Below are 14,325 nucleotides of genomic sequence, written 5' to 3'. Positions count from 1 at the left end.
GACAGCTCTGAAGGATCCTTCAACCGATCGCTTTGGCTTTAACTGATCGGCATTACCGCTCAATGAGCGGCATTTTTGTAACGGTAACTTGAGTAATTAAGAGTTACTTACTTGCTACTTTTAGACCTGCGTTTACATCAACAATGTCTTGTTCGCTTAGCGTACCAACTGCTTGACGAAGCTGAAGTACACTTAGGATGTAGTTGTAACGAGCATCTGAAAGGTTTTTGTTCGCATCATATAGACGACGAGTCGAATCTAGTACGTCAACGATAGTACGAGTACCTACATCAAAACCAGCTTCTGTTGCTTCTAGAGCAGACTGAGCAGAAACTACAGACTGTTCGTAAGCGCGTAGAGCACCGATCGAAGCGCTGATGTTGTTGTTGAATGCACGTACGTCTTTTACAACGCTACGGTAAGTTGCTTCTAGATCTTCACTTGCTGCAACGTAGTTGTATTCAGCCTGTTTAGTCAATGAAGTTGTGTTACCACCCGTGTATAGAGGTACAACTAAGTTCAAACCAATGTTTAGGTTGTCTTGGTCGTAATCTTGGGTGCTGTTTGATTGATCTGAAACAGCGTAGCTACCATCTAGGGTTAAGCTTGGTAGGTGACCAGAGCTTGCTAGAGAGATGTTGTCTTTTGCTACGTCTTGAGAGATACGTGCAGCCAATAAGCTAAGGTTCTTTTGTTCTGCTTGTTCAACAAGTGCAACTGCAGACTCAGAAGATTTGCTTGCTGAGAAACGATCAGTATCTAGGATGCTTAGGTTAGAGTGTTCCTGACCTGTAATCTCACGAAGACCTTCGTAGCTATTCGTTAGGTCGTTCTCTGCAAGAACTTCATCAGCCAAAACACCATCGTACTGAGCTTGCGCATCATGTACATCGGTGATTGCTGAAAGACCTACTTCAAAACGTTGCTTAGTTTGCTCTAGTTGACGAGCAACCGCTGCTTTCTCTGCACGAACAAATTCTAGGTTATCTTGAGCGCGAAGCACTTCGAAGTATGCTGTCGCAACACGAAGGATCAAGGCTTGTTGTTCTGCCGCGTAAGCTGAATCAGATTGACGAGCGGTTTTCTCTGCCGTATCTAGTGTGATCCATGAAGAACGCTGGTAAAGCTCTTGGCTGAAGCCGATAGCAGCTCCCCAAGTGTTGTTATCAATGCTTGAATTACCAACACCTGATGTATCTCGATCACCACGATTAATGTCGTAGTTTGCTGTTAGGTTGATTTGCGGTAACAAAGAGCTACGACTTGACGTTACTGCTTCAAAAGCGGCATCGCGCTGCGCTGCTGAACGAAGAAGTTGTGGATCGTTCTGTTTTGCTTGGTCGTAAACTTCAGCTAGCGTATCAGCAAAAGCTGACGAACTCAGGCTGCCAATTGCTGCACTGATAAATAGTGGAAGCAGTTTTTTCATTTTCCTATTCCTGCCTTTTATGGAATTTTCTTTAGAAGAGTTTAACCCAGTTTGGTGGTAATTTACTCGAAACTTTGCACTTTTTTACAGTTAACTGTCCACTTGTGCAATATTTATTTTTTAAAGCTTAACTTTAATTATAAATTTTATATAAAAAGTTGAACCTTATCCTTGGTAGTTAACTCGGACAATGAGTAAACTATAAAGATCACTTAGTGAGGTACCAAATGCAACAGTATGACAATCAACGACATGAGTTTACTCCGCAAGATGTGGAAATAGTCTCAAAAGAGACGCTGTTTCGTGGTTTTTTCAAAATGGTCAAGTACACATTTAAACATAGACTATTTGAGGGAGGCTGGAGCCAACCAATAGAGCGTGAGATGTTTGAGCGTGGACATGCTGCCGCTTTGCTACCTTATGATCCTGTGCGTGATGAAGTGGTGATCGTCGAACAGATCCGTGTCGGAGCCCTAGAGCATGAGAACCCATGGCAATACGAAATTGTTGCTGGGATCATTGATACGGACGAATCGCCACAAGACGTCGCTCGTCGTGAAGCAATGGAAGAAGCCGGAGTCGAAGTCGGATCTGTATTGCCTATTACTTCGTATTATCCTTCATCTGGTGGTTGCTCTGAAAAGCTCGACGTCTTTGTTGGCTGTGTTGATGCAACGACAGCCAAAGGGGTACACGGATTGGACTACGAAGGTGAAGACATTCGTGTACAAGTGATGAGTCGCGAAGCGGCTTATCAGTTGGTAAAAGATGGTGTATTTGAAAATGGAGCCACGATCATTGCGCTACAGTGGCTACAATTGAACTACCAAGAATTACAGTCAGAGTGGATAGATTAACGTCATGCCAAATATCGCGGTCAAAAAACCGTATCATGTTGATCTTGCTGAATTGATGCGAGTTTACGAGACTAACTATGCCAAACTGAACGCTTTGTTACCGGTTGGGCATGAGGTTGGTGACGTTCGCTGTTACCAAGCCGTTAATATGGTGTATCAATTGACAGTGAATGAGGTCACAAAATACACCACATTAATAGATATATGTCAGAGTGATGCGATGCCAGTGTTTCCTTTGCCAAAAATGTCTGTCAGGCTATATCACGACGCTCGAGTTGCAGAAGTGTGCGCTAGCGGGGATTTTTCGCGAGTCAAAGCGAAATATGACTACCCCAACACTAAGCTTCTGCAAAAGGACGAGAAATTTCAATTGAATAAATTTCTTGGGGAATGGTTAACGTTTTGTTTAAAAACGGGTATCAGCCGAACCCCAATTGCCTTTTAATTGAGCCTATTTATCAACACTTTTAAAGTCTAAACAGTAACGTATCTGGATTTGTTATTTTGGAATTATCACACACTTCAAAATTTGATGAGAGCACTATTAAGCTTGTGCAGCTAACGGACACGCATTTATTTGCGCCGAGCAATGGCAGCTTATTAAGCATCAACACTCAAGATAGCTTTCGTGCTGTAGTCGATGGCATTGTTAGTCAGGGCTTTGACTATCAAGCGATTTTAGCAACCGGTGATATATCTCAAGATCACAGTGCTGAGTCGTACCAGAAATTTGAGTCAGGGATTCAGCCTTTGGAAAAGCCATGCTATTGGCTGCCAGGGAACCATGACTTTAAGCCTAATATGGGCAGTGTTTTACCATCACCACAAATACAGTGTGTTGAGCATGTCTTGCTAGGCGATAACTGGCAGATGGTGATGCTAGACTCGCAGGTGGTTGGTGTGCCTCATGGTCGCCTCAGCGATCAACAGCTTGACCTATTAGAACAGAAGCTGACGGAGTTCCCTGAACGTAATACCTTGGTTCTATTGCACCACCATCCATTGTTGGTTGGCAGCGCATGGTTAGATCAACATAACCTAAAAGACGCCGATCAATTTTGGGATGTGGTTCAACAGCACACCAATGTTAAAGCCGTACTGTGTGGTCACGTTCATCAAGACATGAACCGAGATCATCATGGTGTACAAGTCATGGCAACACCGTCGACTTGTGTGCAATTCAAACCTAACTCAGATGACTTCGCGGTTGATACTTTGTCTCCGGGCTGGAGAGAGATTGAATTACATCAAGACGGTACCGTTAGCACGCAAGTTCGTCGTCTGCCTCATGGGCAGTTCTTGCCTGATTTTAAGGCTGCTGGTTACTAATGAAGGCGGTTATTGATGCTAGGCTCTAATCAACAAGCTAATAAGCCATCGCTGCTTCTCTATATTCACGGATTTAACAGCTCATCACGTTCTCATAAAGCGAATGTGATGGCAGATTACTGTGCGGAGCATCGCGCTGATATTAAAGTCGTAACCCCTCAACTGCCGAGTTTCCCTCAACAAGCGGCACTTCATTTACAGCAGCTGGTGGAGCAATACAAAGAGCAATATCAAATAGCGTTGGTCGGTAGCTCGCTGGGTGGCTATCTTTCAACATGGCTGAATAGCCACTATGGTTTTAAAGCGGTGGTTGTAAACCCAGCAGTGAAGCCGTATGAGCTTCTTGCTGACTATTTAGGTGAACAAGTAAACCCATACACAGATGAACGATATGTACTGGAAACAAAACATATTGATGAACTGAAGGCGTTAGAGGTTTCGGCTATCGCTAAGCCGAGCGACTTCTGGTTACTTCAGCAAACGGAAGACGAAGTTCTGGATTACCGACAAGCGGTAGAGAAGTACCAAGGTGCAACACAGACAGTAGAAGAGGGCGGGGATCATAGCTTTGTTGATTTTGAACGCTACCCACAACAAATCATCACCTTTCTAAATCTTTAATCTGTTCCACCAACCAAGTGATTTTCTCTTGTTTGCCTGTTATTTCATCTATCAATGGTGAAATATCATAGTTTGATGTCTTAGTTTTTGAACTAGCTTGACATCATTACTCAGCTTCCAGACTATATTCCCCAATACTTCGCTCGTTCGCTCTACTATGACGGTTCATAGTAATGATTCTGCTTTAGTGAAACTGGAGCCAGCGAACTGACGCAAACTTTTTGAGTAAACTCCGTATTATGACTGAACAATATAATGCAAAAGACCTCGAGGTACTTGAAGGTCTCGACCCTGTGCGACACCGCCCGGGAATGTATACCGAGACAGAAAGACCTAACCACCTTGCCCAAGAAGTCATTGATAACTCGGTCGATGAAGCACTAGCGGGACACGCTAAGAAGATCAAAGTGGTACTTCATGCAGACCAATCGTTAGAAGTTACCGATGACGGCCGTGGTATGCCTGTCGATATCCACCCTGAAAAAGGGATCTCAGGTGTTGAGCTGATTTTAACTAAGCTCCACTCTGGCGGTAAATTCTCGAATAACAACTATAAGTTCTCTGGTGGTCTGCACGGTGTAGGTATCTCGGTTGTAAACGCGCTGTCAAAACGTGTTGAAGTGACCGTACGCCGAGAAGGTCAGGTTCACGAGATCGCACTTGAAGGCGGTCATGCAGTAACAGAGCTTACTGTGACGGGCACTTGTGGTCATCGTAACAGTGGTACATCAGTACATTTCTGGCCTGATCCTAAGTACTTCGATAGCCCTAAATTCTCGACACTTCGTCTGATTAACAACCTACGTGCAAAAGCAGTGCTTTGCCCAGGTTTAGAAATTACCTTTATCGACAAAGTCGGTGGTGAAGAGCATAAATGGTTCTATGAAGATGGTCTAAAAGACTACCTTGCCGAAGGCGTGAAAGGTTACACCTTGCTGCCTGAAGAACCGTATGTTGGCGAATTCGTTGCTGAAACAGAAATGGCAAACTGGGCGATCATCTGGCAGCCAGAAGGCGGCGACATGATCACCGAAAGTTACGTGAACTTAGTACCGACTAAACAAGGTGGTACACACGTAAACGGTCTTCGCCAAGGTCTTCTTGATGCAATGCGTGAGTTCTGTGAATTCCGTAATTTGCTGCCGCGTGGCGTTAAGCTAACGGGCGACGATATCTTCGATCGCTGTTCGTACGTACTGTCGGTGAAGATGCAAGATCCGCAGTTTGCTGGTCAAACAAAAGAGCGCTTGTCTTCACGTCAAACTGCTGCGTTTGTGTCTGGTGTGGTAAAAGATGCGTTTAGCCTGTGGTTGAACGAAAAGCCACAACTGGCAGAACAGCTAGCAGAAGCTTGTATTGCGAATGCCCACCGCCGTATGCGCGCAAGCAAAAAGGTTGTGCGTAAGAAAATCGCTTCAGGCCCAGCACTGCCGGGTAAGCTAACTGACTGTTCAGTTCAAGACTTAAGCCGTACCGAAATCTTCTTCGTGGAAGGGGACTCGGCGGGTGGTTCTGCTAAACAAGCACGTGATCGTGAGTTCCAAGCAGTTATGCCACTTCGCGGTAAGATCCTAAATACATGGGAAGTGTCAGCAGACCAAGTATTGGCTTCGCAAGAAGTGCACGACATCTCGGTGGCTCTAGGCATCGACCCGGACAACGATGATTTATCCGGCCTGCGTTACGGTAAGATCTGTATCCTTGCCGATGCGGACTCGGATGGTCTTCATATCGCGACACTGCTGTGTGCTTTGTTTACTCGCCATTTCCATGCATTAGTTGAAGCGGGTCATATCTATGTGGCAATGCCTCCTCTGTATCGTATCGATTGCGGTAAAGAAGTGTTCTACGCACTCGATGACGCAGAGAAAGACGGTGTGCTTGAGCGACTATCGCAGAAGAAAGCCAAGATCAACGTGCAACGATTCAAAGGTCTGGGTGAAATGAACCCACTTCAGTTGCGTGAAACCACCATGGATCCAAACACTCGTCGCCTTGTGCAGTTAACGATTGATGACAGCGAAGCAACCAACGAGATGATGGACATGCTGCTTGGTAAGAAACGTGCAGATGATCGCCGTACATGGCTACAGACTAACGGTGATATGGCCGAGGTATAATGGATGTCTAACGAAATTACATATGATGGCGTTGAACAGCTGCCAATGCGCAAGTTCACCGAAGATGCCTACTTAAATTACTCAATGTACGTGATCATGGATCGTGCATTGCCGTATATCGGTGATGGCTTGAAGCCAGTACAGCGTCGTATTATCTACGCGATGTCTGAGCTAGGCTTATCGGCTGCATCGAAATACAAAAAATCAGCACGTACCGTTGGTGACGTATTAGGTAAGTATCACCCACATGGTGACTCTGCTTGTTACGAAGCGATGGTATTGATGGCGCAGCCTTTCTCTTACCGCTACCCATTGGTAGATGGTCAAGGTAACTGGGGTGCTCCTGATGATCCGAAATCGTTCGCTGCGATGCGTTATACCGAAGCCAAATTATCTAAGTTTGCTGAGGTTCTTCTAGGTGAACTAGGTCAAGGCACTGTTGACTGGCAACCAAACTTTGATGGCACGATGAAAGAGCCTCAAATGTTGCCTGCTCGCCTACCTCACATCCTACTTAACGGTATTACAGGTATCGCGGTAGGTATGGCGACCGATATTCCACCACACAACGTGCGTGAAGTCGCTAATGCAGCCATTCACCTAATTGATACGCCTAAGTCTGAGCTTTCAGACGTGATGGGTTTCATTCAAGGTCCAGATTACCCGACTGAAGCTGAGATTATCTCCCCGAAATCGGACATCGAAAAGATCTACCGTACTGGACGTGGCAGCATCAAGATGCGCGCGGTTTGGCACAAGGAAGGCTCTGATATTGTTATCACGGCTTTACCTCATCAAGTGTCAGGTGCGAAGTTACTTGAGCAAATCGCTAACCAGATGCGCGCTAAGAAGCTGCCAATGGTTGACGACTTGCGAGATGAATCGGATCACGAGAACCCAACGCGTATCGTTGTCGTTCCTCGTTCGAATCGTATCGACTGTGACCAATTGATGAGTCACCTGTTCGCGTCGACGGATCTAGAGAAAAACTTCCGCGTTAACTTGAACATGATTGGTTTAGATAATCGTCCTCAAGTTAAAGGCTTAGTTCAAATCCTGAAAGAGTGGATCGAGTTCCGTCGCACAACGGTTCGCCGTCGTTTGCAGTACCGTTTAGATAAAGTACTGGCACGCTTGCACATCTTAGAAGGTTTGCTTGCTGCTTATCTTAATATCGATGAAGTGATTGAGATCATTCGTACAGAAGACGAACCATGTCCTGTCCTAATGAGCCGTTTCAACATTTCTGAAATTCAAGCCAATGCGATTCTTGATATTAAACTTCGTAACTTAGCTAAGTTAGAAGAGTTTAAAATCCGAGCGGAACAAGAAGAGCTTGAAGCTGAACGTGAGAAGCTTGAAAAGCTACTCGGTTCAGAGCGTCGCTTGAATACGCTGATCAAGAAAGAAATCCAAGCAGATGCGGATAAATACGGCGATGATCGTCGTTCACCTCTGATTGAGCGCGCTGAAGCGAAAGCGCTAACAGAGCGCGACTTAGTACCAAGCGAACCAATCACGGTTGTGTTGTCTGAGAAAGGTTGGATTCGTCATGCCAAGGGGCATGAAGTTGACGCTGAAGGTTTGAACTACAAATCGGGTGATAAATTCTTAGCGAGTGCTAAGGGTAAGAGTAACCAGCAAGCGGTGTTCCTCGGCAGTGATGGTCGAAGCTACTCCCTTGAGTCACATTCATTACCGTCGGCGCGAAGCCAAGGTGAGCCAATTACAGGCCGCTTGAACGTCAGCCCAGGTACTTCTATTCGCCAAGTGGTGATGGGAGAGAATGAACAATTATGGTTAGTCGGTTCTGATGCAGGTTATGGTTTTGTTTGTAAGGGTAGCGATCTGCTGTCCAAGAACAAGAGCGGTAAAGCCTTGGTTAACTTGCCACAAGCTTCTGAAGTGATGATGCCAAGCCCTATTGCTGACTTGGACAGTAATCAGATTCTGGCGATTACTAACCAAGGTCGTATGTTGTTGTTCCCGATTAAAGATCTCCCTCAGCTGAGCAAAGGTAAAGGCAACAAGATCATCAACATCCCTTCTGCGAAAGCAAAAGAGCGTGAAGAGTTTGTCTCACATCTTATGGCTATCCCAGAGAATGCGACGCTGACTATCTACGCCGGTAAACGTAAGCTTGGTTTGAAACCTGCGGATCTTGAAAACTTCCGTGGTGAACGTGGTCGTCGTGGTGGTCTACTGCCTAGAGGACTACAGCGAGTGACTCGCATCGATATCGAAGAGCAAAGTGAATCGTAGAGATACTTGAAACAATCTTTAGATAAAAGAAAACCCAGCCTATGAGCTGGGTTTTTTGTACTTGTGTATTAGCAGCTTGAATCATTGCTTACAGAGTTTGCTCTACAGGCGAGTATCTTCGGCGATGGTCACCTTTAAGGTTTTGCTTTCACCTTGGCGCAATATACCCACATCGATAACTGTACCAGGTCGCAGGTCGGTAACGATGTCCATTACACTCTGGCGACCATTTACTTGGTTATCGTTGATACTGACAATAATGTCTTGAGCTTCAAAACCCGCATCGGCAGCCGGACCATTAGGGTCTATCCCCAACACAACGATCCCGCCGATATTCTTAGTACCCAACATGCGTGAGGTGACTGAGTTGATGTCTTGTCCATCGATACCAATATAGCCACGAATCACACGACCATCGGCGATGATCTTTTCCATGATTTTATTAGCAAGCGGATAGGGGATAGCGAATGAGATCCCATAGGTTTCCATGTCGGTAGCTTGCTGGAAAGAGGCGGTATTGATACCGACTAGCTCACCTTGTGAGTTCACCAGTGCGCCACCTGAGTTACCTTCATTGATTGCCGCATCGGTCTGGATAAAGGCTTGATGGCCATCGGCACTGATCGAAGAACGGCCGGTTGCAGAGATGATACCAAAGGTTGTTGTTTGACCTAGGTTGTATGGGTTACCGATAGCCAGTACAACATCACCGACATTGGCTTTGTAATTAGGATTGAGTGGGATCACCGGTAGATTATCACCGCTGACTCTAAGTATCGCGATATCGGTGCGTTTGTCTGAACCGACAAGTTGCGCAGCTGCTACTCGGCCATCTTGAAGTGCCACAACTATTTGGTCTGCTTGAGCCACCACATGGAAGTTGGTAATGATGTAGCCTTTCTCGCTAACAATCACCCCAGAGCCCAAACCTTGTGTGAGCAGTTTGTTTCGATCGCTTTCAGCGTATTTACGGCTATAAATGTTAACCACTGCAGGCGCCGCGCGGCGAACTGCTTGGTTAAATGAAATCTGAAGAGAGCCAATATTATCGACTTTAGGGCTAGTGACGTCAGCGACAATCGCTGGTCTTAAGATCGGGAAGGCGAGAAGAATAAGCGCCGCTGAAACGAGTCCAAGGGAAATAGAACGAAATAGAAAGGACAGCATGTTTCCCTCTTCAACAAGTAAGGTGTGAAGCCTCCATCAATGGATGACTGATTTGATTACAAGTGAAGCATAGCATTTTGATTGATCTAAAGAAAAGGGAGACTGAGTAAGTTTAAAGCAAACTTACTGAGCCTCCCTGTAATTGCGCTGACGTAAGACTATCGAATCACAAGATAGATAGTTCGGTCGCCTCGCTGGATATTAAGCGCCAGTACACCAGGTTGTTTTTCAAGAATCTCTCTAAACTCAGCAAGGTTCTTAACGGGCTGGCGGTTTACTCCGATGATGATGTCATCTTTCAGGAGTTGATAGGCTTCGGCTGGTGAACCTTGAGCAACATTCGATACCTTGACGCCCGTTGCAGAGTCACTCTCTGTTGTGTTGGTTAACTCAGCACCAGCTAGTCCTTCATGGAGCTTCTCAGCTTGTGTTTTATTATTGGTGGATTCACCAAGCGTCACATCAAAGGTTTTGCTCTTACCGTCACGAACCACACCCAGTTCAATCTGCTTACCAGCGCCGAGTGTTGCGACCTTAGCTCTTAACTCGCTGAAGGTATCAATGCGTTTGCCATTAATAGAGACAATAATATCGCCCGCTTTCAGTCCTGCTTTATCGGCTGCGCTGTCAGGGACGATTTGGCTAACAAAGGCGCCCTTGCTTGATTCATAACCGAGTGCTTCTGCCAATTCAGAGGTCACTTCTCCGCCTTGAACGCCAAGCATGCCGCGTTTTACTTCACCGAAGTCGAGAATTTGTTCTGTCAGGTTTGTCATCATATTAGAAGGGATTGCAAAGCCGATACCGACATTACCTCCGTTAGGGCCAAGAATGGCGGTGTTGATACCAATTAGCTCACCGTTAAGGTTCACTAGCGCACCACCAGAGTTGCCGCTGTTGATTGCTGCATCGGTTTGAATGAAGTTTTCAAAGTTTTCTAGATTCAGGCCGCTACGGCCGAGTGCAGAAACAATACCGGATGTCACGGTTTGCCCAAGTCCGAATGGGTTACCGATCGCGACACTAAAATCACCAACTCTTAGTTTGTCTGAGTCTGCGACTTTTATCTGGGTCAGGTTTTTGGCTTCTTCTAATTTTAGCAGTGCGATATCAGACATCTGGTCGCCGCCGATTAGCTCAGCATCGTACTCTCGACCATCATGCAGTTTTACTTTGATATCGTCCGCACCATTAATGACATGGTAATTGGTCACGATATGACCTTTCTCGGCGTCAATGATGACACCAGAGCCTAATCCGCGGAAGGGACGCTCTCGTGTTTGTTCTGGACCAAAAAAGAATTGAAATTGTTCAGGGATTTGCTGACGTTGTACCTGTTTGCCTTCTACGGCAATACTAACCACAGCGGGGGTCACTTGTTCAAGCATAGGAGCAAGGCTCGGTAATTGTTCATTACCCACACTTAATGGCAGTGCGGCTGTTGCTTTAATGGGGGTGATGATTGAACTTAAGCTTAAAGTTAGCACTGATAAAGCAAGCAAAGGTTTTTTCATCATAAACTCCTCTCTAGTTAAGGTCTTAACCCTCTTATACGTTTAATAAGTATGATAAGTTTCAAATGACCTGAGTGAAAGTTATGACTCAAAAACCTTTGTAAAGTTCACAGAAGTGTTAAATGTTTACGATGCTTTTGCTGTAACAACATCGGGAGCATTCATGATTTCTTTCTTCTGCTCTGTAAATAAACCGGTTGCGCCATTAGCGTAATCTTTCGGTTGTTCCTCAAGTGTCGCCTCTTTTACTGAAGGCTTCTCTTGTGGCTTGTCCGAATGGGCAGCGGCTGTTTTCACAAACGGGTTATCTTGCTCTGGCAGGTTAGGAATCAGCTCTGAGCTTGTTTTTTCCATGTGTTGGTACAGTTTTGTGTAGTCTTTACCTAATGTGTCCAACATTTCTGCTGATTTCGCAAAGTGATCAGCCAGCTCTTGTCGCTGCTGCTCAAGGGCAAACTTTGCGCTATCCAATTCTTTCTGTACGTTCTTTTGTTTTTTGTATTCAGGTGTCATGAGACGAGAAATAGCGACCCCTAAAATAACTCCGACTAGTAAACCGGCAACGGCATACATCCAAGGCATAACAGCTCCTTATTATTGTTTTTTAACATGTTTGTTACTACTTAGTTACACGTGATACAGCTCCATGGTACTATGAGAAAGCCGCAGTATAAAGAGAAATGCGTGTGCGCTAGTTAGCAGTTTGATGCTGCATTATTCACCACATCACGTTATTCCTCGTACTGTTTGGGCTCATTTTTAGTTGTTGTCTGATATTGCTTTCATTGTGGAAATGTCGTCATGAATCCCATTAAAAAATACGAACAAGATATAAAAGAACATGGATTTCAAAGAGATCCAGCACAAGAGCAAGCCGTAAAATCTTTAGATGAACTCTTTCATCAATTTCAAGATTACATGAATACGCCCATTCCTCAACTGACTCGCTTCCAGAAATTACTAGGCAAAAAGCCAGAACTGCCACAACCACCGAAAGGTCTCTATTTTTGGGGTGGCGTAGGGCGAGGAAAAACGTACTTAATGGATACGTTCTATGATGCCTTACCGACCACTAAAAAAATGCGTGTTCACTTTCACCGCTTTATGTATCGAGTTCATGATGAGCTAAAGGCGCTAGGTAATGTGAGTGATCCATTGCCTTTAGTCGCAGACAAGTTGAAGGAAGAAGCGGACATTATCTGTTTCGACGAATTATTTGTTTCAGACATCACCGATGCGATGATCCTAGGAACCTTGTTCCAAGAGTTATTCGCTCGAAACGCTATCTTGGTTGCGACCTCTAATATTCCACCTGCGGATCTGTATCGCAACGGGTTACAGCGAGCGCGTTTCTTACCTGCCATCAAGCTCATTCAAGACAACTGTCATATCCTTAATGTCGATAGTGGTATTGACTATCGTCTACGTACCTTAGAACAGGCTGAGATTTACCATTACCCGCTAGATAGCCAAGCGAATATTAATCTCGAAAAGTATTACGCTCAGCTCGTTGGTGAAGATAAAGAGAAGCTTAAGCAGATAGAGGTTAACCACCGTCAATTAGATGTAGTCGAAGCGAGTGATGGCGTACTGCATGGTACCTTTGCTCAGCTTTGTCAGTCGGCTCGTAGCCAGAACGACTATATTGAGTTGTCTCGGGTTTATCACACAGTTCTATTGGCGGATGTATTGCAAATGGGCGCGACTTCAGATGACGCTGCGAGGCGCTTCATTGCATTAGTTGATGAGTTCTACGAGCGCAATGTGAAGCTGATTATTTCAGCGGAAGTGGAGCTAGAAAAGCTATACACCCATGGTCAGCTAGAGTTTGAATTTAAACGTTGTCAGTCGCGTTTAATTGAAATGCAGAGCCATGAATATTTGGCAAAAGAACACTTAAGTTAGCTTTGATTATCTCGAATAAGAAATAGAATTAAAAAAATCGTGATTTTGTTCAAAAAGAGGTGATTTTTTCTTCGCTCTTCTCTATAATCCTGCGACCTACCGTTACTGCGGGCCTCTAGCGATGAGTAAAATCACGTTATGCCAAGAGTTTTCCAACACTCGAAGGGGTGATGAATGGTAACTCTTAGACAGTGGGAATACGCGAGTATTCCTTAAGTGTAAATTTTTTAAATAGGTAATTATTAGCATGAAAACTTTCGTTGCTAAACCAGAAACTGTAAAACGCGACTGGTATGTTGTAGACGCTGAAGGCAAAACTCTTGGCCGTCTAGCAAGTGAAATCGCTTCTCGCCTACGCGGCAAGCACAAAGCAGAATACACTCCTCACGTAGACACTGGTGATTACATCATCGTTGTTAACGCTGAGAAAGTTGCTGTAACTGGTAACAAAGCTAAGGGTAAGGTTTACTACCGTCACTCAGAGTTCCCAGGTGGTCTTAAAACTATCACTTTTGAAAAGCTAATTGCTAAGAAACCAGAAATGGTTCTAGAACTAGCAGTTAAAGGTATGCTTCCACGTGGTCCTCTAGGCCGCGCGATGTACCGTAAGCTTAAAGTGTACGCTGGTACTGAGCACAACCATGTTGCTCAACAGCCACAAGTACTAGACATCTAAGGGGATTATGAAAATGGCAGAGAATCAATACTACGGCACTGGTCGTCGCAAAAGCTCAGCAGCTCGTGTTTTCATCAAACCAGGCTCTGGTGAGATCGTAATCAACAAGCGTAGCCTTGATGTTTACTTCGGTCGTCCAACTTCTCGTATGGTTGTTAAGCAACCTCTTGAGCTAGTTGAACTAACTGAGAAACTTGACCTTTACATCACTGTTTCTGGTGGTGGTATTTCTGGTCAAGCTGGCGCAATCCGCCACGGTATCACTCGCGCTCTTATGGAGTACGATGAAACTCTACGTCCTGCTCTACGTGCAGCTGGCTACGTTACTCGTGACGCTCGTTGCGTTGAACGTAAGAAAGTTGGTCTACGTAAAGCACGTCGTAAACCTCAATTCTCTAAGCGTTAATTTTTCTTTACGAAAAAGTACACGCCCCCAGTTTTACGA

General features: G+C 45.1%; 13 protein-coding genes. 9 read left to right on the top strand and 4 right to left on the bottom strand.

Annotated elements, in window-relative coordinates; genetic code table 11:
• Positions 1-103 precede the first annotated feature (103 nt).
• On the bottom strand, positions 104-1,429 hold the full coding sequence (gene tolC / locus AB6E52_RS13120; protein WP_017061424.1) for an outer membrane channel protein TolC: 1,326 nt from the start codon (positions 1,427-1,429) through the stop codon (positions 104-106).
• Positions 1,430-1,656: 227 nt separating this feature from the next.
• On the opposite strand from tolC, the gene nudF reads away from it, so the two are divergent.
• From nudF to parC, 6 genes are all read left to right on the top strand, one after another.
• A complete protein-coding gene (gene nudF, locus AB6E52_RS13115) occupies positions 1,657-2,286 on the top strand; it encodes an ADP-ribose diphosphatase (RefSeq protein ID WP_017061425.1) in 630 nt (209 codons plus the stop codon).
• A 4-nt stretch (positions 2,287-2,290) separates the two neighbouring features.
• Positions 2,291-2,731, top strand: a complete 441-nt coding sequence (locus AB6E52_RS13110; protein WP_008222561.1) for a DUF1249 family protein — start codon at positions 2,291-2,293, stop codon at positions 2,729-2,731.
• Positions 2,732-2,790: 59 nt separating this feature from the next.
• Positions 2,791-3,615: a 3',5'-cyclic-AMP phosphodiesterase gene (cpdA, locus tag AB6E52_RS13105; RefSeq protein WP_017061426.1), complete on the top strand. Its 825-nt coding sequence runs from the start codon at positions 2,791-2,793 to the stop codon at positions 3,613-3,615.
• A 15-nt stretch (positions 3,616-3,630) separates the two neighbouring features.
• Complete coding sequence (yqiA, locus tag AB6E52_RS13100) at positions 3,631-4,236, top strand: esterase YqiA (RefSeq protein WP_102319687.1); 606 nt, start codon at positions 3,631-3,633, stop codon at positions 4,234-4,236.
• Positions 4,237-4,475: 239 nt separating this feature from the next.
• Positions 4,476-6,356, top strand: a complete 1,881-nt coding sequence (gene parE / locus AB6E52_RS13095) for a DNA topoisomerase IV subunit B (RefSeq protein WP_017061428.1) — start codon at positions 4,476-4,478, stop codon at positions 6,354-6,356.
• 3 nt (positions 6,357-6,359) lie between these two features.
• The gene (gene parC / locus AB6E52_RS13090) at positions 6,360-8,618 is read left to right on the top strand and encodes a DNA topoisomerase IV subunit A (protein WP_017067236.1); all 2,259 of its coding nucleotides are present in this window, start codon (positions 6,360-6,362) and stop codon (positions 8,616-8,618) included.
• A 102-nt stretch (positions 8,619-8,720) separates the two neighbouring features.
• Here the strand turns inward: parC and degS are convergent, their stop codons facing one another.
• From degS to zapG, 3 genes are all read right to left on the bottom strand, one after another.
• A complete protein-coding gene (degS, locus tag AB6E52_RS13085; RefSeq protein WP_102319688.1) occupies positions 8,721-9,785 on the bottom strand; it encodes an outer membrane-stress sensor serine endopeptidase DegS in 1,065 nt (354 codons plus the stop codon).
• A 158-nt stretch (positions 9,786-9,943) separates the two neighbouring features.
• Positions 9,944-11,299 (bottom strand): Do family serine endopeptidase, encoded by a 1,356-nt coding sequence (locus tag AB6E52_RS13080; RefSeq protein ID WP_017061431.1) that lies wholly within the window; start codon positions 11,297-11,299, stop codon positions 9,944-9,946.
• A 126-nt stretch (positions 11,300-11,425) separates the two neighbouring features.
• Positions 11,426-11,881: a Z-ring associated protein ZapG gene (gene zapG, locus AB6E52_RS13075; RefSeq protein WP_017061432.1), complete on the bottom strand. Its 456-nt coding sequence runs from the start codon at positions 11,879-11,881 to the stop codon at positions 11,426-11,428.
• A gap of 219 nt (positions 11,882-12,100) precedes the next feature.
• Between zapG and zapE the strand changes: the two genes are divergently transcribed.
• The 3 genes from zapE (at position 12,101) to rpsI (ending at position 14,286) form a co-directional block, all read left to right on the top strand.
• A complete protein-coding gene (gene zapE / locus AB6E52_RS13070; protein ID WP_102319689.1) occupies positions 12,101-13,204 on the top strand; it encodes a cell division protein ZapE in 1,104 nt (367 codons plus the stop codon).
• 247 nt (positions 13,205-13,451) lie between these two features.
• Positions 13,452-13,880 (top strand): 50S ribosomal protein L13, encoded by a 429-nt coding sequence (gene rplM, locus AB6E52_RS13065; protein ID WP_010434689.1) that lies wholly within the window; start codon positions 13,452-13,454, stop codon positions 13,878-13,880.
• A gap of 13 nt (positions 13,881-13,893) precedes the next feature.
• A complete protein-coding gene (gene rpsI / locus AB6E52_RS13060) occupies positions 13,894-14,286 on the top strand; it encodes a 30S ribosomal protein S9 (RefSeq protein WP_004740758.1) in 393 nt (130 codons plus the stop codon).
• Positions 14,287-14,325 lie beyond the last annotated feature (39 nt).

Origin of the sequence: Vibrio sp. 10N.247.311.13, assembly GCF_041467595.1 — a bacterium.
GTDB lineage: Bacteria > Pseudomonadota > Gammaproteobacteria > Enterobacterales > Vibrionaceae > Vibrio > Vibrio crassostreae_C.
Note: the sequence above shows the minus strand (reverse complement) of the source record. Positions and strands in the feature narration are given on the sequence as shown.

Excerpts from the sequence above, each read along its gene's own strand:
- AB6E52_RS13110 (WP_008222561.1), top strand. The coding sequence starts at position 2,291 with ATGCCAAATATCGCGGTCAAAAAACCGTATCATGTTGATCTTGCTGAA.
- degS (WP_102319688.1), bottom strand. The coding sequence starts at position 9,785 with ATGCTGTCCTTTCTATTTCGTTCTATTTCCCTTGGACTCGTTTCAGCG.
- nudF (WP_017061425.1), top strand. The coding sequence starts at position 1,657 with ATGCAACAGTATGACAATCAACGACATGAGTTTACTCCGCAAGATGTG.
- rpsI (WP_004740758.1), top strand. The coding sequence starts at position 13,894 with ATGGCAGAGAATCAATACTACGGCACTGGTCGTCGCAAAAGCTCAGCA.
- zapG (WP_017061432.1), bottom strand. The coding sequence starts at position 11,881 with ATGCCTTGGATGTATGCCGTTGCCGGTTTACTAGTCGGAGTTATTTTA.
- AB6E52_RS13080 (WP_017061431.1), bottom strand. The coding sequence starts at position 11,299 with ATGAAAAAACCTTTGCTTGCTTTATCAGTGCTAACTTTAAGCTTAAGT.
- tolC (WP_017061424.1), bottom strand. The coding sequence starts at position 1,429 with ATGAAAAAACTGCTTCCACTATTTATCAGTGCAGCAATTGGCAGCCTG.
- rplM (WP_010434689.1), top strand. The coding sequence starts at position 13,452 with ATGAAAACTTTCGTTGCTAAACCAGAAACTGTAAAACGCGACTGGTAT.
- parE (WP_017061428.1), top strand. The coding sequence starts at position 4,476 with ATGACTGAACAATATAATGCAAAAGACCTCGAGGTACTTGAAGGTCTC.
- zapE (WP_102319689.1), top strand. The coding sequence starts at position 12,101 with ATGAATCCCATTAAAAAATACGAACAAGATATAAAAGAACATGGATTT.
- yqiA (WP_102319687.1), top strand. The coding sequence starts at position 3,631 with ATGCTAGGCTCTAATCAACAAGCTAATAAGCCATCGCTGCTTCTCTAT.
- parC (WP_017067236.1), top strand. The coding sequence starts at position 6,360 with ATGTCTAACGAAATTACATATGATGGCGTTGAACAGCTGCCAATGCGC.